Below are 21864 nucleotides of genomic sequence, written 5' to 3'. Positions count from 1 at the left end.
GCCGGGTTCGGAGGCGGCTGGCCAGGGGCCAAGAAAACGCTGGGAAATGGCTTGTAAGTCATTGATTTTCCCGAAAGATCGGGTGCCCTGAACGGCGCGGCTCTGGTACACTCGGGGCTTCCGAATCGCTGTTGAGTCCGATGTCCGATCTCGCCAAGGAAATCATCCCGGTCAACCTCGAAGACGAGATGCGCAAGAGCTACCTCGATTACGCCATGAGCGTGATCGTGGGCCGCGCACTCCCCGACGTCCGGGACGGCCTGAAACCCGTTCATCGCCGCGTGCTCTTCGCCATGGACGAGCTGGGCGCGCACAGCAACAAGCCCTACTACAAGTCGGCGCGCATCGTCGGCGACGTCATCGGCAAGTACCACCCGCACGGCGACACCGCGGTCTACGACACGCTGGTGCGCATGGCGCAGCCCTTCTCGCTGCGCTACATGCTGGTCGACGGCCAGGGCAACTTCGGCTCGGTCGACGGTGACGCGCCGGCGGCCATGCGTTACACCGAGGCGCGCATGTCGCGCATCGCGCACCAGATGATGGCCGACATCGACAAGGACACCGTCGATTTCCAGCCCAACTACGACGAGAAGGAACTCGAGCCGACGGTGATGCCGACGCGCTTCCCGAACCTGCTGGTCAATGGTTCGGCGGGCATCGCGGTTGGCATGGCGACGAACATCCCGCCGCACAACCTCGGTGAGGTGATCGACGCGACCATCGCTCTGATCAACGAACCGGAAGCGACCATCAGCGACCTGATGCAGCACATTCCGGGTCCGGATTTCCCCACCGGCGGCATCATCAACGGCGCGGTCGGCATCCATGCGGCCTACCACACCGGCCGTGGCCGGGCGCGCGTCCGTGCACGCGCTGAAATCGAAGTGGCGGCGAACGACCGTGAAGCGATCGTCGTCTCCGAGCTGCCGTACCAGGTCAACAAGGCGCGGCTGATCGAGAAGATCGCCGAGCTCGTGAAGGAAAAGAAGCTCGAGGGCATCTCCGAACTGCGCGACGAGTCCGACAAAGACGGCATGCGTGTCTACATCGAGGTGAAGCGCGGCGAATCCGCCGAGGTCGTGCTGAACAACCTCTACGCGCAGACGCAGATGGAGACGGTGTTCGGCATCAACATGGTGGCGCTGGTCGATGGCCGTCCGCAGATCCTGAACCTGAAGCAGTTCCTCGAAGCCTTCGTCCGCCACCGCCGCGAAGTGGTGACGCGCCGGACGATCTTCGAACTGCGCAAGGCGCGCGACCGCGCCCACATCCTCGAAGGCCTGACCGTCGCGCTCGCCAACATCGACGAGATGATCGAGCTGATCAAGACCTCGGAAAGCCCGGCGGTCGCGAAGGAACGCATGCTCGGCCGCACCTGGCAGCCGGGCCTCGTCAGCGCGCTGCTGTCCGCGGCGGGCGCCGATGCGTCGCGTCCCGAGGACCTGCTGCCGGGCTATGGCCTGGTCGACGGCGGCTACCGCCTGTCGGAGGCGCAGGCGAAGGAAATCCTCGAGATGCGCCTCTCGAAGCTCACTGGCCTCGAGCACGAGAAGCTCACCGACGAGTACAAGACGCTGCTCGAGACGATCCGCGGCCTCATCGAGATCCTCGAGAACCCGGAAGTGCTGCTCCAGGTGATCCGCGACGAACTGCTCGCGGTGAAGGAAGAATTCAACGACGCGCGCCGCACCGAGATCCGCGCCAGCGAGGAGGACCTCGACGTCCTCGACCTGATCACGCCGGAAGACGTCGTGGTCACGCTCTCGCACACCGGCTACATCAAGCGCCAGCCGGTCTCGGCGTACCGCGCCCAGAAGCGTGGCGGCAAGGGCCGCTCGGCGACGGCGGTCAAGGACGAGGACTTCATCGAACGCCTGTGGGTCGTCAACACGCACGACACCCTGCTGACCTTCACCAGTGCCGGACGCGTGTTCTGGCTTTCCGTCTACCAGTTGCCGGAGGCGGGCCCGAATGCCCGCGGCCGCCCGATCATCAACTGGATCGCGCTCGAGGACGGCGAGAAGGTGCAAGCCGTGCTGCCGGTGCACGAGTACAGCGAAGACCGCTTCGCCTTCTTCGCCACGCGCGACGGTACGGTCAAGAAGACGCCGCTCTCCGAGTTCGCGTTCCGCCTCGCGCGCGGCAAGATCGCCATCAACCTCGACGAGGGCGATGCGCTGGTCGACGTGCAGATCACCGACGGCAACCGCGACGTGATGATGTTCGCCAGCGGCGGCAAGGCCGTGCGTTTTGCCGAGGACGAAGTGCGTGCCATGGGCCGTACCGCCACGGGCGTTCGCGGCATGAAGCTCGCGGAGGGCGAGCACGTCGTCAGCCTCGTCGTCATCGACGGCGACAGCGACATCCTCACCGCCTCGGCGAACGGCTTCGGCAAGCGCACCGAAGTTGGCGAGTACCCGCGCAAGGGCCGCGGCACCATGGGCGTCATCGCGCTGCAGACCAGCGATCGCAACGGCGCGCTGGTCGGTGCGTTGCAGCTTTCGGAGCACCACGACCTGATGCTGATCTCCGATCAGGGAACGATGGTGCGCACGCGTGCGTCCGAGATCGCCCAGGTGGGTCGCAATACGCAGGGCGTCACACTGATGCGTGTGGCGGCCGGCGAACGCCTGATCGCGCTCGAAGCCATCGAGGTGATCGAGGGCGAGACCACGGGTGACGACAGCGCGCCTGAGACCACCGACGAGGCTCCCGCGCCCAGCGCACCGAACTGACGCCCAAGGCGTCGAACAGGACGTCCCGATGCCGAACCGCCCCCCCAGTTTCCTCCTCGCCGCCGTCCTCGCCGTTGCTGGCGCCGCCTTCGTCCCGTCCCCCGCGGCCTTCGCCGCGGGGCCGTCGGTGGAAGACCTTGCTCAGGCGCGCGAAGCGGTAATGCCCCACGTCGTCAGCATCCTCGTGGTGCGCGAGGATTTCGAAGCCGGCGAGCCCAAGCTCAGCGTCGGCAGCGGCAGCGGCACGGTGATCAGCGCCGAGGGCCACATCGCCACCAATGCCCATGTCACCGACAAGGGCCGCAGCTTCCGGGTGGTGTTCGGCGATGGTCGCGAGCGCGAGGCCATCCTCATCGGGCAGGACACCGCCGCCGATCTCGCGGTGCTGAAGGTGCAGGGCGTCCCGACGCCGATGCCGTTCGCGCGCTTCGCTGAAGCCGATGACCTCCGGCCCGGCGAAACCGTTCTGGCCATGGGCGCCCCTTGGGGGCTGTCGAATTCACTGAGCGCCGGCGTCGTCAACAACCCGCGTCGCCTGCTGGTCTCCCTGTTCGAGGACGAGGCCGACTACGAGGACAGCCTCGATGCCGATGCGCCGACCGGCCGCTACTACGCGTGGATCCAGCACGATGCCGCCATCGCGCCCGGCAACTCCGGCGGCCCGCTCGTCGATCTCGAGGGCCGCATCGTCGGCGTCAACACGCGCGGCATGCTGTTCGGCGGCGATCTCGCGTTCGCCATTCCCGCCGACGACGTCAAGACCGTTGTCGCCGAACTGATCGCCAAGGGGCGCGTGCAGCGCAGCACGCTGGGGCTTCGCCTGCGCTCGCTTCGCGGTAGCGGCGAAACGAAGGGCGTGATGGTTACCTCCGTCGAACGTTCAGGTGCCGCAGCCAAGGCCGGGCTCGAGCCCGGTGATCGCCTGCTGTCGCTCGAGGGCATGGCGCTGGACGCGCCGCAGGCCGTCGATGTCCCGGCCATCCAGCGCCGTCTCGCCGAGCTTCCTGCGGGCCAGGCCATCGCGCTGCGCGTCGCCCGGGGCGCGAGCGAGCGCACCGTGAGCGTCACCCCCGAGGAGGCCGGCGAAACGCGCGGCGAATCCGCCTCCTTCGCGCCGTTCGGTATCGCCGTGCAGGCGCTCACGCCGGCCATGAGCGAACGTCGCCGCCTCGACGTCGACGCCGGCCTGCTGGTGGCCAGCCTGCGTGCCGGCGGCCCTGCCGCGACGGCGCGTCCGCCGTTGCCGGCCGGTGCCGTGCTGCTGAAGGTCGACGGCCAGCCGATGGCGGCCGTGGCCGACCTGGCGCCGTGGTCCGCCGCTCGGCGGCCCGCAACGCCGGTGGTCCTCGAGTACCTCGCCGACGGCCAACGGCTCCTGTCGGCACTCACGCCGGCCTGGGGCGACCGTTCGCGGCAGCCGCTCCCGGAGCTGCCGAAGGCCTGGGCAGGCGTCGACGTCCAGCCCATTCCGACCTCCTTGGCGCAGACCATGGGCCTGCCGTCATCGGGTTTCCGCATCACCCGCCTGTATCCGGGTAGTGCGCTTGCCGCGGCCGGCGCGAAGGTCGGTGACCTCGTGACGGCACTCGATGGCCAGCCGCTGGAGGCCGTCAACGATTCCCGCGCCGAACTGTTCGCCCAGCGCGTGCGCGAATTCGAGATCGGTGATCGCGTGGTGTTCGATGGCCTGCGCGGCACGGAGCGCGAACGTTGGACGACCACGCTGGTGGCGTCGCCGGTGCCGGTCTCGGGATTGCGGACCATGGACGTCTCGAGCCTGCGTGCGCAGTTCCGCGAACTGGGCTTCCATGACCGCGTGGAGCGCGATTTGCCGCTGGACCAGCCGGGCGTGCTTCTGCAGGTGGTCGAAGGTGGCGGTGCGGCCGGCCTCGCGCACCTGAAGGCTGGCGATGTCGTGGTTCGCATCGCAGGCCAGACCGTCGACGGGCTGGACCGCCTCCGGCCGGCGCTGCAGGCTGCCTTGGCGGGGGAGGGCGAGCGCTTCGCCATTGACGTCCTCCGCCACGGCGAGGCGCGTATCGTGCAAATCGAACGCCGTTGGATCCCGGAGACCCGCTGATGTCGATGATTTGCCCCCCGAACATGCTGTCCCGGTTCGCGATCCTGCTGGTGGCGTTCTTCCTCGCGCTGCCGATGCCGGCGTTGGCGGCTGAGGAGGACTACACCGACGCCTACCGTCGACTCGTCGACCAGCGCTCGCCGAGCGTCGTTCCGGTCAAGTACGTCATCACGGTCGCCGCCGGCGGGCAGGAGCAGCGGAACGAAGACCGCACGCAAGGCGTGCTCGTCGCCGCGGATGGCCTGGTGCTGGTGTCGGCGCGAGCGGTGAGCTTCGACCTCGGCAGCCTCAATCGCCAGGCGCCCAGCACCGGCGGCGCGATGGTGGCGAACTCCAGTGATTTCCGCGTGCGGCTGCCGGGCTCGGACGAATGGCGCACCGCCGATCTGGTCACGCGCGACACCGAACTCGGCCTCGCCTGGCTGCGCGTGCGCGATGCCAGCGGCCAGCCGTTCGTCGATTTCGAACGCCTCTCGCAGCCGGCGCCCGGACGCGTGTTCTACACGCTGCTGCGCACGTCCGACGAATGGGGCGCAGTGCCGCTGGTCCGCCCTGGGATGATCCTCGGCGAGACCCGCGTGCCGCGCAGTTCGCTGCTGGTGGACGGCATGCCCGGCCTCGCCTTCGATGCCGAGGGGCGCCCGATGGGCTATGTCGATCTCGACCTCGCGGCGATGAGCCGCTCGCAGGGTCGGGGACTAGGCCTGGACATGGCCGACATGGTGATGCACATGCTGCCGGCCCGCCGCGTGGCGGCGGCCACGCGCCTGGCTTCGGCACTGCCCGCGGTGCGTCGCGACGACGAGGCGGAGTGAGGCCCGGAGCACCGCGCCAAGCGCGGTGCTCCTTTCACTGCGATTACTCCGGCAGGTGCTCGAGCACGTACTCGGCCGCCGAGACCTTGAATTCGCCGGGCGCTTCCACGTGCAGCTGCTTCACCACGCCGTCCTCGGCGTACAGCGCGAAGCGCTTGCTGCGCAGGCCCATGCCGAAGGCGGTGGCGTCGAGTTCCAGGCCGAGCGCCTTCGTCAGGTTGCCATTGCCGTCAGCGAGCATCTGCAGGCCTTCCGGCACGCTCTGGTGCTTGGCCCAGGCATCCATCACGAAGGCGTCGTTGACCGCCACGCAGGCCACGTCGATGCCGCGGGCCTTGAAGGCCTCCAGGTGCTCGACGTAGCCCGGAAGGTGCTTGGCCGAGCAGGTCGGGGTGAACGCGCCCGGCACGGCGAAGAGCACGAGCTTGCGGCCGGCGAAGACGTCCTTGGTGTCGACGGCCTGCACGCCGTCCTTCAGCGCATTGAAGGTGGTCTGCGGGATGGTGTCGCCGATCGCGATGGTCATGCGGGAGCTCCGTGGGGAAAACGGGAAGTGTAGCGGCCACTCGTGACGGCGGCGTCCGGGGGCGGACCGGCTGCGCGCTGCGCGCTGCTTGCAGTAAGGTGCCGCGATGGAATTCAAGGACTACTACGCGGTGCTGGGCGTCGAACCCGGCTCCGGAGAGAGCGAGATCAAGCAGGCCTTCCGCCGGCTGGCGCGCAAGTACCACCCCGACGTCAGCAAGGAGAAGGGCGCCGAGGATCGCTTCAAGGCGATCAACGAGGCCTACGAAGTGCTGCGCGACAAGGAGAAGCGTGCGCAGTACGACGCCCTGCGGGCCGGCGGCTATCGCCCCGGCCAGGATTTCCGCCCGCCGCCGGGCTACGGCGGCCCCGGCGGTTTCGGCGACGGATTCGGTGGTGGCCCCGGTGGCGCCTTCAGCGATTTCTTCGAAGCCTTTTTCGGGGCCAAGGCGCGACAGCGTTCCGCCGGCGCCGGCCCGTCCTCGGGTCCGCGTGCCGGTGCGGGTGCGCGCCCGCCGAGGGAGGACCAGCGGTTGGGCTTCGCGATCCCGCTCGAAACGGCGTACGCGGGCGGCACAGTGCGCATCGACGTCGATGGGCGGGAGTTCGAGGTCAAGGTGCCGGCGGGTATCCGCGTCGGGCAGGTGATCCGCTTGGCGGGCAAGGGCCCCGGTGGCGGCGACCTGCTGCTGGACGTGGACTTCGCACCGCACGCGCAGTTCGAGGTGGACGGCCGCAACGTGCTGTACGTGCTGCCGCTGGCGCCTTGGGATGCCGTGCTCGGCACGACGGCCACGGTGCCGACCTTGGGTGGCGCGGTCGAGTTGAGGATTCCCAAGGACTCCGACGCGGGGCTTAAACTCCGACTGAAGGGACGCGGTCTGCCCGGTGCCTCGCCGGGCGACCAGATCGTCGAGATCGAGATCACCGCACCGAAGCCCGAGAACGAAGCGCAGCGATCGCTGTATCGGCAGATGGCGCTGGCTTTCGGCGACAACGTCGGGCCATGAGGTCCATGACATCGTGCCCTGGTCGGATGTTGCTCGCGCTTGTCGCGATGGGACTCGTCAGCTGCGTTTCTGATCCGGAGTCCATGCCCGGCCGGGCCGACGATGGCGTCGTCCTTTCCGGCCGGTCCGCGGCGCAACCGTACGCTCTCGCGGGCGCGCTGGACATCGACCGCGTGGTGCTGGACAGCCACGAAAGCTTCCTGATGCCCATCGGAGATCTCGGGAATCAGACGCCGATCTACCCGGCGGCGCGGCTGGCCGATCGCTTGCCGCGTCGTGAGGTCTGTCTCCGCCTCGCGGTGGCGGAAGACGGGAGCGTGTTTGCCCTGGATGACGTGACGGGTGCGGACGGCTGCAAGGTGCAGGAGGGCGTCGAGGCCGATTTCGTCGACTCGGCGATGCATGCCGCTCGCACGTGGCGGTTCGAACCCGCCGTACGTTGCGTGTTCGCAAACGCCGAGGAGAAAGCCGCGGCGACCAACACCGGTTGTGCCGGTGCCCGGGAGATTCCGCAGGCCGTGAGCCTGCACTATCGCTTCGTGTTCGAGCAGGACGAGGGCCGCGGCGCCGTGCGTCTGGCGCGATGACGCCTTTGGCCCAATCCCAAAACGGCGAAGCCCCGCAGTGCGGGGCTTCGTTTCGTCGGGGTGCTCGCACGGAGTACGGTAGCGACGCGGCTTCGAATCAGCCGCCCAAGGCGCCCTGGATCGCTTCCGTCAGCTGCGCGTCCGTGAACGGCTTGGTGATGTAGGCCTTCGCGCCCTGGCGCATGCCCCACACCTTGTCCGTTTCCTGGTCCTTGGTGGTGACGAGGATGATCGGGATGTGGCCGGTGTCCGGGTCCTTGGAAATGGCACGCGTGGCCTGGAAGCCGTTGAGGTTCGGCATCACCACGTCCATCAGGATCAGGTCGGGACGCTGCGCCTTCGCGACTTCGACGCCGCTGGCGCCGTCCTCGGCGGTGATCGCTTCGTGGCCGAGCTTCTCGACGATGCGCTTCATGCTGACAAGCTGCGAGGGCGAGTCGTCGACGATCAGGATACGTGCCATGGAAATCTCCGGTAAGACCCGGCGATTGTAAGCGCGGTTCGCCTCGCTTGGGCAAGACCGCGGTCACGGACCCGCGGGGTGGCGCCTGCGGGAGGATCCCGCCTTCGCGAGCCGGTTCAGAGCCGGACGAGCGTCCGGCCGCGGGAGCCACCGGCCAACATGTCGGCGAACACCGCCGGGAGGCCATCGAGCCCCACTTCGCGTGTCGCGATCTCGCCCAGACAGGCGGGCTTCCAGTCCGACGAAAGGCGGCGCCAGACCTCGTCGCGCAGAGCCCTCGCGGTTCCCGCCGAGGCCACGCCGATCAGCGACACGCCGCGGATGATGAAGGGCATCACCGTGGTGGCCAGATCGTGCGTCGCAGCAAGGCCCGCCGTCGCAACGTTGCCGTAAGGCGCGGTGTGCGCGAGCAGGGCGTGCAGCATGGGCCCGCCCACGTTGTCGAGGCCGCCGCCGAAGCGTGCCGAATCCATGGGCTTAGTCGTCGCCAGCGCATCCCGGCCCAGCACCTCGGACGCACCGAGCGAGCGCAACCAGTCGGCCTGGTCGGACTTGCCGCTGATGGCGTGCACTGCATAACCCGCCGTCGAGAAGATCGCGATGGCGAGGCTGCCCACGCCGCCCGTCGCGCCGGTGACGGCCAGCGGCCCGAGGTCGGGCGTCTGCCGGTTGTCCTGCATGCGCAGGAGGGCGAGGCCGGCGGTGAAGCCGGCGGTGCCGAGGATCATCGACTCGCTCAGGCTGAGGCCGGTGGGCAAGGGGATGGCCCACTTCGATTCCAGCCTGGCGTAGGCCGAGTAGCCGCCATCGCGCGTTTCGGACAATCCGCAGCCGGTGCACAGCACCGCGTCGCCCTCGCGGAACGCCGGTTCGCGGCTCTGGACCACGTGGCCGGCGACATCAATGCCCCCCACCAGCGGGAACTGCCGAAGGATCTTTCCCTGACCAGTGCCGGCCAGCGCGTCCTTGTAGTTCACCGAGGAGTAGGCGGTCTGGATGACGATCTCGCCGGGCGACAGCGCGTCAAGCGCAATGTCCTCGATGCCGCTGCGGTAACCGGCGGCGTCGCTGTGGATGCGGAAAGCGGGGAAGCGGGCGGGGAGGGTCATTCGGTGACTCGCGGGGCGTGGAAACGACGAGGGCGCCCGAAGGCGCCCCCGAAGTATCGCCGATGGACAGGCCTCAGTTGACCTTGTGGATCGCCCGCTTGTGCACGGCCATGGCGGCGTCATGCACGGCCTCGCTCATCGACGGATGGGCGTGGCAGATGCGCGCGAGGTCGTCGGCGCTGCCCTTGAACTCCATCGTCAGCACGCCTTCGTGCACCAGCTCCGAGACGTTGGCGCCGACGAGGTGCAGGCCGAGCACCGTGTCGGTTTCTTCGTGCGCGATCACCTTCACGAAGCCCGCCGGCTCGGCCATCGCCACGGCGCGACCCACGGCAGCGAAGGGGAAGGTGCCGGTCTTGTACGGCACGCCCTCGGCCTTGAGCTGCTCCTCGGTCTTGCCGACCCAAGCGATTTCCGGCTCGGTGTAGATGACCCACGGAATGGTGTCGAAGTTGACGTGGCCCGGCAGGCCGGCGATGAGTTCCGCCACCGCGATGCCTTCCTCGAAGCCCTTGTGCGCCAGCATCGGGCCGCGCACGCAGTCACCGATCGCCCACACGCCTTCCACGCCGGTGTGGCAGTGGTCGTCCACGACGATGCGGCCACGCTCGTCGAGCTGCACGCCGGTGCCTTCGGCCAGCAGGCCCTTGCTCGCGGCCTTGCGGCCCACGGCGACCAGCAGCTTGTCGAACACCAGGGTCTGTTCGCCGCTGGCATCGGTGTAGCTCAAGTGCACCTCGCCCTTCTTCACTTCCGTCTTGGTGCACTTGGCGCCAAGGCGGATGTCGAGGCCCTGCTTGGTGAATTCCTTCTGCGCCACCTTGGCCACGTCGCGGTCGACCACGGCGAGGAAGTCCGGCAGGCCTTCGAGCACGGTGACCTTGGCGCCGAGGCGGCTCCACACGCTGCCGAGCTCCAGGCCGATCACGCCCGCGCCGATCACGCCGAGGCGCTTCGGCACTTCGGTGAAGTCGAGCGCGCCGACGTTGTCGACGATGTGGGTGCCGTCGAACTTCGCGAACGGCAGTTCGATCGAATCCGAGCCCGCGGCGAGGATGACGTGCTTGCCTTCGAACACGACTTCAGAGCCGTCGTGCTGCTTCACCAGCACTTTCTTTCCGGCCTGGAGCTGGCCGAAGCCGTAGAAGGCCGACACTTTGTTCGCCTTGAACAGCGCGGCGATGCCGCCGGTGAACTGCTTCACGATCTTGTCCTTGCGACCAATCATGGTCGGGATGTCGATCGCGGCGTTCGGCGCGCTGATGCCGTGCTCGCCGAAGATGTGGCCCATGTTCCACCACTGGCGCGAGCTGTCGAGCAGCGCCTTGGAGGGAATACAGCCCACGCGCAGGCAGGTGCCGCCAAGCGCGGGCTTGCCGTCCTTGCCGAGCGCGGCGTCGATGCAGGCGGTCTTGAGGCCAAGCTGCGCGGCGCGGATGGCCGCGTGGTAGCCGGCCGGGCCGGCGCCCACCACGACGACGTCGAACTGTTGGATCTCGCTCATGAGGGGCTCCTTACAGGCCGAGCAGCATGCGGTGCGGATTTTCCAGCTGGTTCTTGATGTCCACCAGGAACTGCACTGCATCCTTGCCGTCGATGATGCGATGGTCGTAGCTGAGCGCGATGTACATCATCGGCGCGATCACGACCTGGCCGTTCTCGGCGATCGGGCGCTCCTTGATGGCGTGCATGCCGAGGATGGCGCTCTGCGGCGGGTTGACGATCGGCGTGCTCATCAGCGAGCCGAAGGTGCCGCCGTTGGTGATGGTGAAGGTGCCGCCCTGCAGGTCCTCGAGGCCGAGCTTGCCGTCGCGCGCCTTCTTGGCGTAGCCGGCGATGGCGCCTTCCACATCGGCGAAGGACATACGCTCGACGTTGCGCAGCACCGGCGTCACCAGGCCCTTCTCCGTGGCCACGGCGATCGAGATGTCGGCGTAGCCGTGGTAGATCACGTCGTCGCCGTCGACCGAGGCGTTGATGATCGGGAAGCGCTGCAGCGCGTTGGCGGCGGCCTTGGCGAAGAAGCTCATGAAGCCGAGCTTGATGCCGTTGGCCTTCTCGAAGGCTTCGCCCTGCGCCTTGCGCATGGCCATCACTTCGCGCAGGTTCACTTCGTTGAACGAGGTGAGCATGGCGATGGAGTTCTTCGATTCCATCATGCGCTCGGCGATGCGCTTGCGCATGCGGGTCATCGGCACGCGCTCTTCCGGACGCGCGCCGCCGCCCTTGGCGAAGTTGACCAGGTCTTCCTTGGTCACCGCGCCGCGGCGGCCGGTGCCGGCGACCTCGGCCGGATTGATGCCGTTCTGCGCGGCGTAGAACGCGGCGCCCGGCGGCAGGCCGGCGTCGGTCCTCGCGGCGGGTGCCGGCGCAGCGGCCTTCGCCGGCGCAGCAGCGTGGGCGGCCGCGGGCGCGGCAGCCGGGGCAGCGGCGGCAGGCGCCGGTGCGGCGGCCACGGCACCTTCCTCGACGATGATCAGCAGCTGGTCGGAATTCACCGTGTCGCCGACCTTGACCTTCAGCTCCTTGATCACGCCATCGACGGTCGACGGCACTTCGAGAACGACCTTGTCGGTCTCGAGGTCGACCAGGTTCTCGTCGCGGCGGACGCTGTCGCCCACCTTCTTGTGCAGGGCGGCGATGACGGCGTCGGAGACGGACTCGGGGAGCGGCGGAACCTTGATTTCAGTGGCCATGTCGGGCGTTCTCGGTCGGGGTTCGATATCGGGAGGAGCGTGGGGCAGGGGCGGGCCCCTGCGGCATGCGTGGAGGGAGCGAATCGCTTACTCGGCGACGGCGAGCACCTGCGGGCCGACCAGCGCGGCTTCGAGCAGGGCGGCCTGCTCGACGTTGTGCTGGCTGAGGTGGCCGCAGGCCGGCGCCGCGGAGCGGCCGCGACCGGCATAGCTGAGGGTCTGGCCCTTGGCCAGGCAGGCTTCGATGTGGTGGCGGATCTGGTACCACGCGCCCTGGTTCTGCGGCTCTTCCTGACACCAGATGACTTCCGCGGCCTTGCCGAAGCGCTTCAGCTCGGCCGTGAGCTCGGCGCGCGGGAAGGGATAGAGCTGCTCGATGCGCACGATGGCGACATCGGTGAGGCCGCGCTTCTCGGCGTCCTCGACGAGGTCGTAGTAGACCTTGCCGCCGCACACCACGACGCGGGTCGCCTTCTTGGCGTCCTTGGCGGTGCTGTCCGGGATCAAGGTCTGGAAGCCACCCTTGGCGAGGTCATCAAGGCTCGAGACCGAGAGCTTGTGGCGCAGCATCGACTTCGGCGTCATGACGACCAGCGGCTTGCGCGTGCCGCGCAGCATCTGGCGGCGCAGCATGTGGAAGCTCTGCGCCGGCGTCGTGGGCGTGACCACCGAGATGTTGTGGTGCGCGCAGAGCTGCAGGAAGCGCTCGAGGCGGGCCGAGCTGTGCTCGGGGCCCTGGCCTTCGTAACCGTGCGGCAGGAACAGCACGAGGCCGCAGAGGCGGCCCCACTTGGCTTCACCCGAAGTGATGAACTGGTCGATCACGACCTGCGCGCCGTTGGCGAAGTCGCCGAACTGGCCTTCCCAGATGTTGAGCGTGGTCGGCTCGGCGGTGCTGTAGCCGAACTCGAAGGCCATCACGGCTTCTTCCGAGAGCAGCGAGTCGATCACGACGACGTGTTCGGGGTTCGAGACCAGTTCGCGCAGCGGCATTATCGCTTCGCCCGAGGCCTGGTCGTGCTGCACGGCATGGCGGTGGAAGAAGGTGCCGCGGCCGGCGTCCTGGCCGACGAGGCGCAGCTTGAAGCCTTCCTTCAGCAGCGTCGCGTAGGCGAGGTTCTCGGCGAAGCCCCAGTCCATCGCCAGCTCGCCGGCCGCCATCTTGCGGCGGTCCTCGTAGATCTTGGCGACGCGCGGGTGCAGCTTGCGCTCTTCCGGCACGGTATTGATATGCTGCGCGAGCGCGTCGAGGGTCTTCCGGGCGACCGCAGTCTTGACCTCGTCGCTGAGCGAGCCCTTGAAGTAGGGCGACCAGTCGACGCTGACGCTGTCCTTCGCGGCCGTGGTGACGTCGGCCGTCACTTCGCCCTTGTCGAGCTTGGCGCGGTATCCGTCGACGAAGGCCTTGGCCTCGTCCGCGCTGATGACGTTGGCTTCGATGAGGCGGTTGGCGTAGAGCTCGCGGGTGGTCTTGCGGGCACGGATGTTCTGGTACATCAGCGGCTGCGTGGCCGCCGGCTCGTCCGCTTCGTTGTGGCCGTGACGGCGGTAGCAGACGAGGTCGATGACCACGTCGCTCTTGAAGGTCTGGCGGAAGTCGAAGGCCAGCTGCGCGCAGAACGCGACGGCTTCCGGATCATCGCCATTCACGTGCAGCACCGGCGCGCCGACGATCTTCGCCGGGTCGGTGCAGTAGAGCGTGGAACGCGTGTCGTCCGGGCGGCTGGTGGTGAAGCCCACCTGGTTGTTGATGACGATGTGCAGCGTACCGCCCACCGCGAAGCCGCGGGCCTGCGACATCTGGAACAGCTCCATGATCACGCCCTGGCCGGCGAACGCCGAATCGCCGTGGATCAGCATGGGCAGCACCTGGCCGCGATCCTTGTCGTCGCGACGCATCTGGCGCGCGCGCACCGAACCCGCGACCACCGGGTTCACGATTTCAAGGTGCGAGGGGTTGAAGGCCAGCGCGATATGCACCGGGCCGCCCGGCGTGGCGATGTCGGCCGAGAAGCCCATGTGGTACTTCACGTCGCCCGAATGCGCCGGATCGTCGTGGTGCTCGAAGCGACCTTCGAACTCTGCGAACAGCTTGGACGGCGGCTTGCCGAGCGTGTTGACGAGCACGTTGAGGCGGCCGCGGTGGGCCATGCCGATGACCATGTCCTTGACGCCGTTCGCACCGGCGCGGCGCACCAGCACGTCCATCGCCGGGATCAGCGCATCACCGCCCTCGAGCGAGAAGCGCTTCTGGCCGACGTACTTGGTGTGCAGGTAGCGCTCGAGGCCTTCGGCCGCGGTGGTGCGCTCGAGGATGCGCGTCTGCTCATCCTTCCTGAAGCCGAAGCGGCCGGCGGCCTTCTCCAGGCGCTCCTGCATCCAGTGGCGCTGCTTCGCATCGCTGATGTGCATGAACTCCGCGCCGATGACGCTGGAGTAGGTGGTGCGCAGCTTGGCCAGCAGGTCCTTGAGCTTCAGGCGGTCGGCGCCGAAGTAGGTATTGACCGGGAATTCGGTGTCGAGATCACCCTTGCCGAGGCCGTGGAACTCGAGCTCGAGGTCCGGCGCTTCCGGCTTGCCGGCCATTCCGAGCGGATCAAGCGAGGCGCCGAGGTGGCCGCGCGAGCGGTAGGCCGTCACCAGCTTGCTGACCGCCGCCTGCTTCTTCGCCGTGTCCTCATCGACGCCGCCGCCGAGGCCCTTGGCGGCCAGCATGCCGGCCACCTGCACGCGAGCCATCGCGTCGGAGTGCGGCACGTCGGCGTTGCCGCCGAAGCCGTCGAAGTAGGCCTTCCATTTCGCATCGACCGAGGCCGGGTCGCGGAGGTATTGCTCGTAGAGCTCTTCGATGAAGGCGGCGTTGCCGCCGGAGAGCTGCGAGGACTGGGCGAAGGTCTTGAGAAGGCTGGCCACGGCGATCCTGGGTGCGTTGGGCTTCAACGGGTTGCTGGCGCAAGTGCTTGATGGGTAACGAAACCCGGGCCTGTGCCCGGGCGGCGCCGCGCGATTATAGACCTTCACGGCGTGATTGGGGCTTGACGCGGGCCTTATGTATTGGCCTATTGATACACATGGACGCATCGCAGTGGCAGGTTTCGGGAACGTCGCCGGTTCCCATCTATCGGCAGATCACTGAGCAGGTGCGGCGCTTCGTCGCCGCTGGCCAGTTGCAGGTCGGCGAACAGCTGCCGTCGGTGCGCGCGATGGCCGCCCGGTTCGGCATCAATCCAATGACCGTCAGTCGGGCTTACGCCGCGCTGTGCGAGGAGGGTGTGCTGCTCCGGCGGCGCGGTGCAGGCATGGTCGTCGCGCCACGAACGGGCAAGGCCGGGCTCACGGCGGAGGCGCGCCTTCGGCTGCTGGAGGCAAAGCTTCAGGAGGTGATCTGCGAGGCCAACGACCTCGGCTTGGCGGCGGGCCCGGTTTGCGAGCGGCTGCATGCGCTGTTCCTCTCACCGGCCTCGCCGACGGTCGCGGCGTCGCGCCGACGCCGCCGGGTCGCCCCGACTCAAGGATGAAGAAACGCCACCCGGCAGCCGCGTAATCCGGAACGGATCGTTATCGATCTGGCCTCTCGTGCAAAAACGCTTGGCGACGGGCGGGCGTCCGTGGTGCGATCCGCCAGACTTGCCGTGCCCCCCCGAAGGACCGCCATGCCCTTGCCCCTCTCCGCTGAACGCACAGTGGCCATGCGCTTCGCGATCCCTCTGCTGGGGGCCTTGCTGGCTGGCTGCACCGCGTTCGAACGCGGTGCGGATCAAGGCGACCCGCCCACCGATCCCGTCACCGGCTGCCCGGACCTCAGCGGTCGCTATGCCCTGCAGCCGCTGACCGAGGATGGCGATCCCGTTCCTGGCGTGGATCCAGCGAAGCCTTCCCGCCTCGACGGCGAAGTCTTCTCGCCGAGGGGCGTGCCGGGCTCCGGCTCCGGCGCTGGCGATCTGACGCAGTACGAGGGTGTGGTCGTGCGCTCCGATGGGACCCATGCCATCGAGCTGCACTTCGTCCGTTCCTTCGGCAACGTCATGGCTGAACTCGAAGCAATCCGAGAGTATCAGCGCCCGCGATACGCCGAGTGGTACGCGTTGATGCAGCCGTCGAGTCGTGAGGCCTTCGTCGCCCGAAACGGCGAGCCGGCGCTGCAGGCGCGGCTCCGTGAGTTGGGCCCAGCGACCGGCAACGTCGTGCGCTTGGATCGAGGCCGGGATTTCACCTGCGAGGACGGCTGGGTGGTGCTGCCGCGCGAGCACCTCGCGCCGGTGCGGATGACGCTCGATGACGGTGGGCACCTGGTGTTCGAATCCAAGGAATGGACCTATACCGCCATGGGCGGATGGGGCGACCAGTCCTGGCGCGTGCCGACCGGCGCCTACCTGGGCACGGCACGGTGGGCGCGCGACGCCTCGATGCAGCCCTGGGATGCGGATCGGGTGTCGCAGGGCTACGTGTTCGCTCGCCCCGCCGACGCCATCGAGCAGGAGCAGGCCGTTGCAGCGGCGAGTGCTCGACGCAGCGCCGAGCGGCGCTATGCCGACCCCGATGCGGTGCGCGATGCCTTGCAGCCGCTGCTGCCGGCGGGCGTCACCATCGAATCCGTCGAGATCGCGCAACTGCCGTTCATCGGGCACCGCGTCCGCGTGCACGCGGTACCCAGCGACCCGCTGATGGACGGGGAGGAACAGTGGCGCCGGCTGGAGTGGTTCCCTGCCGCACTGAAAGAGGGCGATCCGGGGCACATCGAGGACCGCGAGGTGATCAAGCGCGTGATCTCGAGCGGCGGGAAGGTACGCCACGAGTTCGAGATCTTCCTCGACACCCATCCGTCGGTCCAACCGCCGAGCGAGCCCGTGCTGGTCAGCTTCACGCCGGCCCCCGGGAGCCCTGCTGCCGACGCCACGGCAGCGCCGGTCCAGCCGGCGACGCCTCGCCCTGGCGGGGAGATGGCAGCGTCCAATCCACCGCCCGCGGGCTTCGCCCCGTTGGCCGAAGTGGAAACACGGATCCAGCCCTTCCTTGCGGCGGGTTGCCGCAGCACGTCGCTGCGCTACGCGGGAGACGCCGTGATCATCGTCGGCGAAGCGGACGAGATGCGCTGCGTGTCGAACACGCTGCGCGCGATCGATGGCCTCGTGTCACCCAGTGGCGCCCGCGTCGAACTGATGCAGGTCGCCGCCGATGCTGCGGGCCACTACCGCTTCGAGATCCGCCTGCCTTCGTCCTCGCTGACCAAGGCCGGCTGAGCCGCTACGCCGGCCTCAGAAGCCGAGCGCGCGCAGTTCGGTGAGTTCCCTCGCGCGTTCCCAGCGGCGATCGAACTCCTGGGCCAGTTGCCGCGCGCGGGCCGGCCCGTCGAGGCAGCCGCTGCCTTCGAAGCGCGTCGCCAAGGGCCGGAAGGCGTACGCGGTTTCGTCGATGACGAGGTAGCTTTCGGCGGCCTGGCGGTCTTCCGGGTCGACCGGCGTGCGCAGGGCGAACACCGAGCTGAGCCGCTGCGCCAGCGGCAGCAGCGGGTGGCTCTCGCCGCGAAGCCGCTCGGGTTCGACCGCGAGAATGCGCACCGTCGGTCCGCGGCGCGAGGTGGCGAAGCTTCGCAGGGCTTCGACCATCGCCGGGGCGCCGTACAGCGCTGGTTCGAGGTCGCGGGTGAACACGCGGATCTCGCGGCGGGCGCGGCCCAGCAACTCGATTGCGAAGTCGCGCACTTCCGCTTCGCTGGTGAATTCGCGCAGCGCCGCATCGCCCATCGGCACCGGACGGGGGCGGCGGCCGGGATCGGGCGAGCCCAGCGCCTTGCGCATCTTCCGGTGCGGGATGCCGGCTTCCATGAACTCGTCGCCGAAAGCTTCGAAGCCGTGGCGGGCGTAGAAGGGCATGGCGTGCGTTTGCGAGTTCAGGCTGATCTCCGGCCAACCCAGCGCGCGCGCCTCGTCCATCAGCGCTTCCATCAGCGCGTCGCCGACGCCCTTGCCGCGCCATTCGGCGAGCACGGCCATGCGACCGATCTTGCGCTCCGGCGTGAGGCGCCCCGTGCCGATGGGGCGGTTGGCCGCGTCGCGGGCAATCACATGGCGGCACTGCGGATCGAGGTCATCCCATTCCTCTTCGATCGGCACCTGCTGCTCGACCACGAACACCGGCTCGCGCACGGCGCGAAGGTCGGCGAAATCGACGGTGTAGTCGGCGGGTTCGACGCGGAATCCGGCATTGATCATCGGGGCTTCCTGGGCGAGCGGGGTTTCTTTGGGGCGATGGCGCGGTAGTGGCCGAGGGCGGCCAACGCGACGACGGCTTCGCGGGCGTGCTCGTCGAGCGCGTCCCACGCCGCGCCGTCGAGCGTGTCATGGCGGCAGAGCAGGGCGGCGTCCTTCGCGCGAAGGCCTTCGATGTCGCTGCCGGTGACGAACCACATCGCCTTCGTCTTGCCCTCGCGCAACCACGCGACGCGCGAGAACGGATGACGCTGCATCACGCCGCCGGTGGCGAGGACCGCGTCGAACTCGGCGCGGGTCGGGGCCTTTTTCGGCGGCTGCAGGTTGCCAGAGGCGCGGTAGCGGGTGATGAAGCGGCCGAACCAGCGGCGCAGCATGGCGTGGTCGGTCTCGCCGTCGCCGGCCATGCCGCCGAGGGTCTGCTTGACCCGGTCAAGGGCTGCAGCGTCGATCTCGAAGGCATCGGTCGGCACTGCGAGGTCCGGGTCGGCATAGCGCTCGCGTTCGCCGGCGCGTGAAGCCAATTCCAGCGCGAAGTCCTCGATCAGCTCGGACTTGGCCGGCGCGCGCATGCCGAGCGAGAACGTCAGGCAGGGATCGAGCGCGACGCCGTGGTGGCCGAGGCCCGGCGGCAGGTAGAGCATGTCGCCCGGGCCGAGCGTCCATTCGTGGCTGGGCGTGAACGACTTCAGCAGCCTGATCGGCGCGTCGTTGCGGAAATCGATGGGCTGGTCCGGGTTCGCATCGATCTGCCAGTGGCGGTGGCCCATGCCCTGCAGCAGGAAGACGTCGTATTGGTCGATGTGCGCGCCGACCGAACCGCCTTCGACGGCGAAGCTGATCATCACGTCGTCGACGCGCCAGCGCGGCAGGAAGGGGAAGGCCTCGACCAGCTCGCGAACGTCGGCATCCCACTTGTCGACGTCCTGAACCAGTAGGGTCCAATCGCGTTCGGGCACGCGGTCGAAGCGGTCCTCGGGCAGCGGGCCCGTCTCGACCGCCCAGCGGTCTTTCTTGCGGTCCCAGAGGATCAGGCGCGAGAGCGCCGTGGCCTCGAGCGACAGCGCGCCAAGGTCGTCCGGGCTGATCGGGCTCTCGAAGCCGGGAAAGGCGTTGCGGATCAGCAGCGGACGCTTCTGCCAGTAGTCGCGCAGGAACGTTTCGGCCGGCATGCCCAGCGGGCCTTTGCCGGTGGCGTCGATTTCGATCGGCAGGGCCTTCGTTCCGACGTTCGTGGTCTTGCGCGTCATGGGGTGGCTTGGCGTTCGGTGTCGAGGCGGGCATCGAGCCGGCGGGCACCGGCTTCGGCGTAGCGTTTGCAGGCGGTGGCGTCGACCAGCGGTTCGGAGGGCGCGTCGCCGAGTCGGTACCAGAGGCGGCTCGCGACCGGGTGCGGGCTGACCAGGATGTCGCAGGGCAGGGCGGCGACGGTATCGAACGTCCCGCGCAGCATCGTCGCGAAGGCCGGCGAATTCGCCGGATCGCTGAAGCGGTAGGTGTCCGGGGCCACGGCGCTCAGGCTGTCGGCGAAGGCCATGGCGTGGCAGGTCGTGCCCTCGCAGCTCGTCCACGTGAAGCTGGTGCCGCCGAGCGAATGGCCCGGCGTGGCATGCGTCTGGATCACGAGATCGCCGACGCGCACTTCGGCGTTGTCGGCCAGCGTCTCGATCACCGGGACAGGCGGGAAGCCCGGCATGCGGAACGGCACCTGAGGGTCGCGCATGTCCATGTCGCCCTTGCGCAGCGCGATCAGGCCGGGACGGCGCGCACGCAGCGGCGCGCCCGTGGCCTGCTGGATGGCCGCGAGGCCGCCGGCATGGTCGATGTGCTCGTGCGTGTTGAGCAGCACGCGCACGTCCTTCGGATCGAAACCGAGGCTGCGGATGCTCTCGACGATCATCGGCCCGGCTTCGGGCGTGGCGCCGTCGATCAGCACGTGGCCGTCGTCGCCGGTGATGAGCAGCGCGCTGATGCCGCAGGTGCCGACGTACCAGGTGTTGCCGAAGACCTTGCGCGGCGGCGACGGGTCGCTCCAGCCGGCATCGTCAGGGCAGTTGGGCGTGGGCTCCGGCGGCGCGGCCTGGACGGCGGCAGCCCCGACCCCCAGCGCCAACGCAAGAAGCGCCGGCACCGCGTGCCGTGAGGCTGGGGGCGTCCGCATCAAGGGCATCGGCGCGCCTCCGAGGTCAAACCGTCTTTGCCAGAGATTCCGCGTGGCCGGTGTAGCTGCCCGGCGTCAGCTCGAGCAGGGCGCGCTTCGGCTCCTCGGGCAGGTCGAGGCCGGTGATGAATTCGCGGAGCGAGTCCTTGGTGATGGCCTGGCCGCGGGTGAGCGCCTTGAGCTGCTCGTAGGGGTTCGGCAGGCCATGGCGGCGCATCACCGTCTGCACGGCTTCGGCCAGCACTTCCCAGCTGTTGTCGAGGTCTTCGGCGAGGCGCGCCGGGTTCACCTTGAGCTTGCCGATGCCACGGTTCAGCGCGTCGTACGAGACCAACGTGTGGCCCCACGCCGTGCCCAGCGCGCGGAGCACGGTCGAGTCGGTGAGGTCGCGCTGCCAGCGGCTGATCGGCAGCTTGGCGCCGAAGTGCTCGAACAGGGCGTTGGCGATACCGAAGTTGCCTTCGGCGTTCTCGAAGTCGATCGGGTTGACCTTGTGCGGCATGGTCGAGCTGCCGACCTCGCCGTCCTTCAGCGCCTGCTTGAAGTAGCCGAGCGAGATGTAGCCCCAAACGTCGCGGGCGAAGTCGATCAGGATGGTGTTGATGCGGCGCTGCACGTCGCCCAGTTCGGCGATGAAATCGTGCGGCTCGATCTGCGTGGTGTAGGCGTTGAAGTTCAGGCCCAGCGACTCGACGAAGCCCTGCGCCAAGCGCGGCCAGTCGACATTCGGGTAGGCCGAGAGGTGGGCGTTGTAGTTGCCCACCGCGCCGTTGATCTTGCCGAGGATCTCGACCTGCGCGAGCTGCAGGCGCTGGCGCTTCAGGCGCGCGACGACGTTGGCCAGCTCCTTGCCGAGCGTGGTCGGGCTGGCGGTCTGGCCGTGGGTGCGCGAGAGCATCGGCTCGTCGGCGTACTCGTAGGCCAGCTTCTTCAGCGTCTCGATCAGTGCGTCGAGCTGCGGCAGCAGCACCTCGTCGCGGGCCTGCTTCAGCATCAGCGCGTAGCTGAGGTTGTTGATGTCCTCGGAGGTGCAGGCGAAGTGCACGAACTCCAGCGCCGCCTTGAGCTCGTCGCTCTCGGAGAGCTTCTCCTTGAGGAGATACTCGACCGCCTTGACGTCGTGGTTGGTGGTGCGCTCGATGGCCTTGACCCGCGCGGCGTCCTCCACCGAGAACCCGTCGGCGAGGCGCTGCAGCAGCGAGGCGGCCTGCTCCGAAAAGGGCGGCAGCTCGGGGATGCCTTCTTCCGCCGAAAGCGCCAGCAGCCACGCGATCTCCACGCAGACGCGGGCGCGGATCAGGCCGTACTCGGAGAAGATCGGGCGCAGGGCGTCGACCTTTCCGGCGTAGCGGCCGTCGAGCGGGGAGAGGGCGGTGAGGGCGTGGGACATGGCGGGGCCGGAAAGCGGGGCGGTCGAGCCGCGGAAGCCCGCCATTCTACCGGGCTAAGCTGGGCCTGCCCCCACCCCGAG

At 68.5% G+C, this 21864-nt stretch carries 17 protein-coding genes; 7 read left to right on the top strand and 10 right to left on the bottom strand.

What is annotated here, in order from left to right; genetic code table 11:
- The first annotated feature begins 140 nt into the window (after nucleotides 1-140).
- The 3 genes from gyrA to O9280_RS05675 are packed head-to-tail and all read left to right on the top strand — an operon-like array spanning nucleotide 141 to nucleotide 5633.
- A complete protein-coding gene (gyrA, locus tag O9280_RS05685; protein WP_298340614.1) occupies nucleotides 141-2738 on the top strand; it encodes a DNA gyrase subunit A in 2598 nt (865 codons plus the stop codon).
- A 28-nt stretch (nucleotides 2739-2766) separates the two neighbouring features.
- Nucleotides 2767-4818: a trypsin-like peptidase domain-containing protein gene (locus O9280_RS05680; protein WP_298339961.1), complete on the top strand. Its 2052-nt coding sequence runs from the start codon at nucleotides 2767-2769 to the stop codon at nucleotides 4816-4818.
- Nucleotides 4818-5633: a hypothetical protein gene (locus tag O9280_RS05675; protein WP_298339958.1), complete on the top strand. Its 816-nt coding sequence runs from the start codon at nucleotides 4818-4820 to the stop codon at nucleotides 5631-5633. Before O9280_RS05680 ends, O9280_RS05675 begins: the two co-directional genes overlap by 1 nt.
- 43 nt (nucleotides 5634-5676) lie before the next feature.
- Here O9280_RS05675 and O9280_RS05670 read toward each other — a convergent pair whose 3' ends face one another.
- Nucleotides 5677-6159, bottom strand: coding sequence for a peroxiredoxin (locus tag O9280_RS05670; protein WP_298339955.1), 483 nt, complete (start codon nucleotides 6157-6159; stop codon nucleotides 5677-5679).
- Nucleotides 6160-6265: 106 nt separating this feature from the next.
- Between O9280_RS05670 and O9280_RS05665 the strand changes: the two genes are divergently transcribed.
- Together O9280_RS05665 and O9280_RS05660 are read left to right on the top strand one after the other, a co-directional pair.
- Nucleotides 6266-7168: a DnaJ C-terminal domain-containing protein gene (locus O9280_RS05665; protein WP_298339950.1), complete on the top strand. Its 903-nt coding sequence runs from the start codon at nucleotides 6266-6268 to the stop codon at nucleotides 7166-7168.
- Nucleotides 7169-7197: 29 nt separating this feature from the next.
- Nucleotides 7198-7755 carry a hypothetical protein gene (locus tag O9280_RS05660; RefSeq protein ID WP_298339947.1) on the top strand — a complete coding sequence of 186 codons (558 nt, stop codon included), beginning with the start codon at nucleotides 7198-7200 and terminating at the stop codon, nucleotides 7753-7755.
- A 97-nt stretch (nucleotides 7756-7852) separates the two neighbouring features.
- Here O9280_RS05660 and pilH read toward each other — a convergent pair whose 3' ends face one another.
- From pilH to O9280_RS05635, 5 genes are all read right to left on the bottom strand, one after another.
- On the bottom strand, nucleotides 7853-8218 hold the full coding sequence (gene pilH / locus O9280_RS05655; protein WP_297875130.1) for a twitching motility response regulator PilH: 366 nt from the start codon (nucleotides 8216-8218) through the stop codon (nucleotides 7853-7855).
- A 116-nt stretch (nucleotides 8219-8334) separates the two neighbouring features.
- Nucleotides 8335-9327 carry a YhdH/YhfP family quinone oxidoreductase gene (locus O9280_RS05650; RefSeq protein WP_298339944.1) on the bottom strand — a complete coding sequence of 331 codons (993 nt, stop codon included), beginning with the start codon at nucleotides 9325-9327 and terminating at the stop codon, nucleotides 8335-8337.
- A gap of 73 nt (nucleotides 9328-9400) precedes the next feature.
- Nucleotides 9401-10831 (bottom strand): dihydrolipoyl dehydrogenase, encoded by a 1431-nt coding sequence (lpdA, locus tag O9280_RS05645; protein ID WP_298339942.1) that lies wholly within the window; start codon nucleotides 10829-10831, stop codon nucleotides 9401-9403.
- 10 nt (nucleotides 10832-10841) lie between these two features.
- Nucleotides 10842-12023 carry a dihydrolipoyllysine-residue succinyltransferase gene (gene sucB / locus O9280_RS05640; RefSeq protein WP_298339939.1) on the bottom strand — a complete coding sequence of 394 codons (1182 nt, stop codon included), beginning with the start codon at nucleotides 12021-12023 and terminating at the stop codon, nucleotides 10842-10844.
- Between the two features lie 87 nt (nucleotides 12024-12110).
- Nucleotides 12111-14936, bottom strand: coding sequence for a 2-oxoglutarate dehydrogenase E1 component (locus O9280_RS05635; RefSeq protein ID WP_298339936.1), 2826 nt, complete (start codon nucleotides 14934-14936; stop codon nucleotides 12111-12113).
- Nucleotides 14937-15094: 158 nt separating this feature from the next.
- Between O9280_RS05635 and O9280_RS05630 the strand changes: the two genes are divergently transcribed.
- Together O9280_RS05630 and O9280_RS05625 are read left to right on the top strand one after the other, a co-directional pair.
- On the top strand, nucleotides 15095-15541 hold the full coding sequence (locus tag O9280_RS05630) for a GntR family transcriptional regulator (protein WP_298339934.1): 447 nt from the start codon (nucleotides 15095-15097) through the stop codon (nucleotides 15539-15541).
- A 135-nt stretch (nucleotides 15542-15676) separates the two neighbouring features.
- Nucleotides 15677-17263, top strand: coding sequence for a hypothetical protein (locus tag O9280_RS05625; RefSeq protein WP_298339931.1), 1587 nt, complete (start codon nucleotides 15677-15679; stop codon nucleotides 17261-17263).
- A gap of 15 nt (nucleotides 17264-17278) precedes the next feature.
- On the opposite strand, the gene O9280_RS05620 is transcribed toward O9280_RS05625, so the two are convergent.
- Genes O9280_RS05620 through purB form a run of 4 tightly spaced genes read right to left on the bottom strand, consistent with a single transcriptional unit; the run spans nucleotide 17279 to nucleotide 21783 of the window.
- The gene (locus tag O9280_RS05620) at nucleotides 17279-18235 is read right to left on the bottom strand and encodes a GNAT family N-acetyltransferase (RefSeq protein WP_298339928.1); all 957 of its coding nucleotides are present in this window, start codon (nucleotides 18233-18235) and stop codon (nucleotides 17279-17281) included.
- Nucleotides 18232-19482, bottom strand: a complete 1251-nt coding sequence (locus O9280_RS05615; protein WP_298339925.1) for a cupin domain-containing protein — start codon at nucleotides 19480-19482, stop codon at nucleotides 18232-18234. The genes O9280_RS05620 and O9280_RS05615 overlap by 4 nt, the downstream gene beginning before the upstream one ends.
- Nucleotides 19479-20393 carry a subclass B3 metallo-beta-lactamase gene (gene bla / locus O9280_RS05610; RefSeq protein ID WP_298339923.1) on the bottom strand — a complete coding sequence of 305 codons (915 nt, stop codon included), beginning with the start codon at nucleotides 20391-20393 and terminating at the stop codon, nucleotides 19479-19481. Before bla ends, O9280_RS05615 begins: the two co-directional genes overlap by 4 nt.
- A gap of 25 nt (nucleotides 20394-20418) precedes the next feature.
- A complete protein-coding gene (gene purB / locus O9280_RS05605; protein WP_298339921.1) occupies nucleotides 20419-21783 on the bottom strand; it encodes an adenylosuccinate lyase in 1365 nt (454 codons plus the stop codon).
- Nucleotides 21784-21864 lie beyond the last annotated feature (81 nt).

The sequence above is a fragment of the Silanimonas sp. genome (assembly GCF_027531545.1).
Classification (GTDB): Bacteria; Pseudomonadota; Gammaproteobacteria; order Xanthomonadales; family Xanthomonadaceae; genus Silanimonas.
This window is presented reverse-complemented; position numbering and strand designations above follow the sequence as displayed.

Coding starts and splice junctions, on each gene's coding strand:
- gyrA (WP_298340614.1), top strand. CDS start 141: ATGTCCGATCTCGCCAAGGAAATCATCCCGGTCAACCTCGAAGACGAG.
- O9280_RS05630 (WP_298339934.1), top strand. CDS start 15,095: ATGGACGCATCGCAGTGGCAGGTTTCGGGAACGTCGCCGGTTCCCATC.
- O9280_RS05615 (WP_298339925.1), bottom strand. CDS start 19,482: ATGACGCGCAAGACCACGAACGTCGGAACGAAGGCCCTGCCGATCGAA.
- O9280_RS05670 (WP_298339955.1), bottom strand. CDS start 6,159: ATGACCATCGCGATCGGCGACACCATCCCGCAGACCACCTTCAATGCG.
- pilH (WP_297875130.1), bottom strand. CDS start 8,218: ATGGCACGTATCCTGATCGTCGACGACTCGCCCTCGCAGCTTGTCAGC.
- purB (WP_298339921.1), bottom strand. CDS start 21,783: ATGTCCCACGCCCTCACCGCCCTCTCCCCGCTCGACGGCCGCTACGCC.
- O9280_RS05625 (WP_298339931.1), top strand. CDS start 15,677: ATGCCCTTGCCCCTCTCCGCTGAACGCACAGTGGCCATGCGCTTCGCG.
- lpdA (WP_298339942.1), bottom strand. CDS start 10,831: ATGAGCGAGATCCAACAGTTCGACGTCGTCGTGGTGGGCGCCGGCCCG.
- O9280_RS05675 (WP_298339958.1), top strand. CDS start 4,818: ATGTCGATGATTTGCCCCCCGAACATGCTGTCCCGGTTCGCGATCCTG.
- sucB (WP_298339939.1), bottom strand. CDS start 12,023: ATGGCCACTGAAATCAAGGTTCCGCCGCTCCCCGAGTCCGTCTCCGAC.
- O9280_RS05665 (WP_298339950.1), top strand. CDS start 6,266: ATGGAATTCAAGGACTACTACGCGGTGCTGGGCGTCGAACCCGGCTCC.
- O9280_RS05620 (WP_298339928.1), bottom strand. CDS start 18,235: ATGATCAATGCCGGATTCCGCGTCGAACCCGCCGACTACACCGTCGAT.
- O9280_RS05680 (WP_298339961.1), top strand. CDS start 2,767: ATGCCGAACCGCCCCCCCAGTTTCCTCCTCGCCGCCGTCCTCGCCGTT.
- bla (WP_298339923.1), bottom strand. CDS start 20,393: ATGCGGACGCCCCCAGCCTCACGGCACGCGGTGCCGGCGCTTCTTGCG.
- O9280_RS05650 (WP_298339944.1), bottom strand. CDS start 9,327: ATGACCCTCCCCGCCCGCTTCCCCGCTTTCCGCATCCACAGCGACGCC.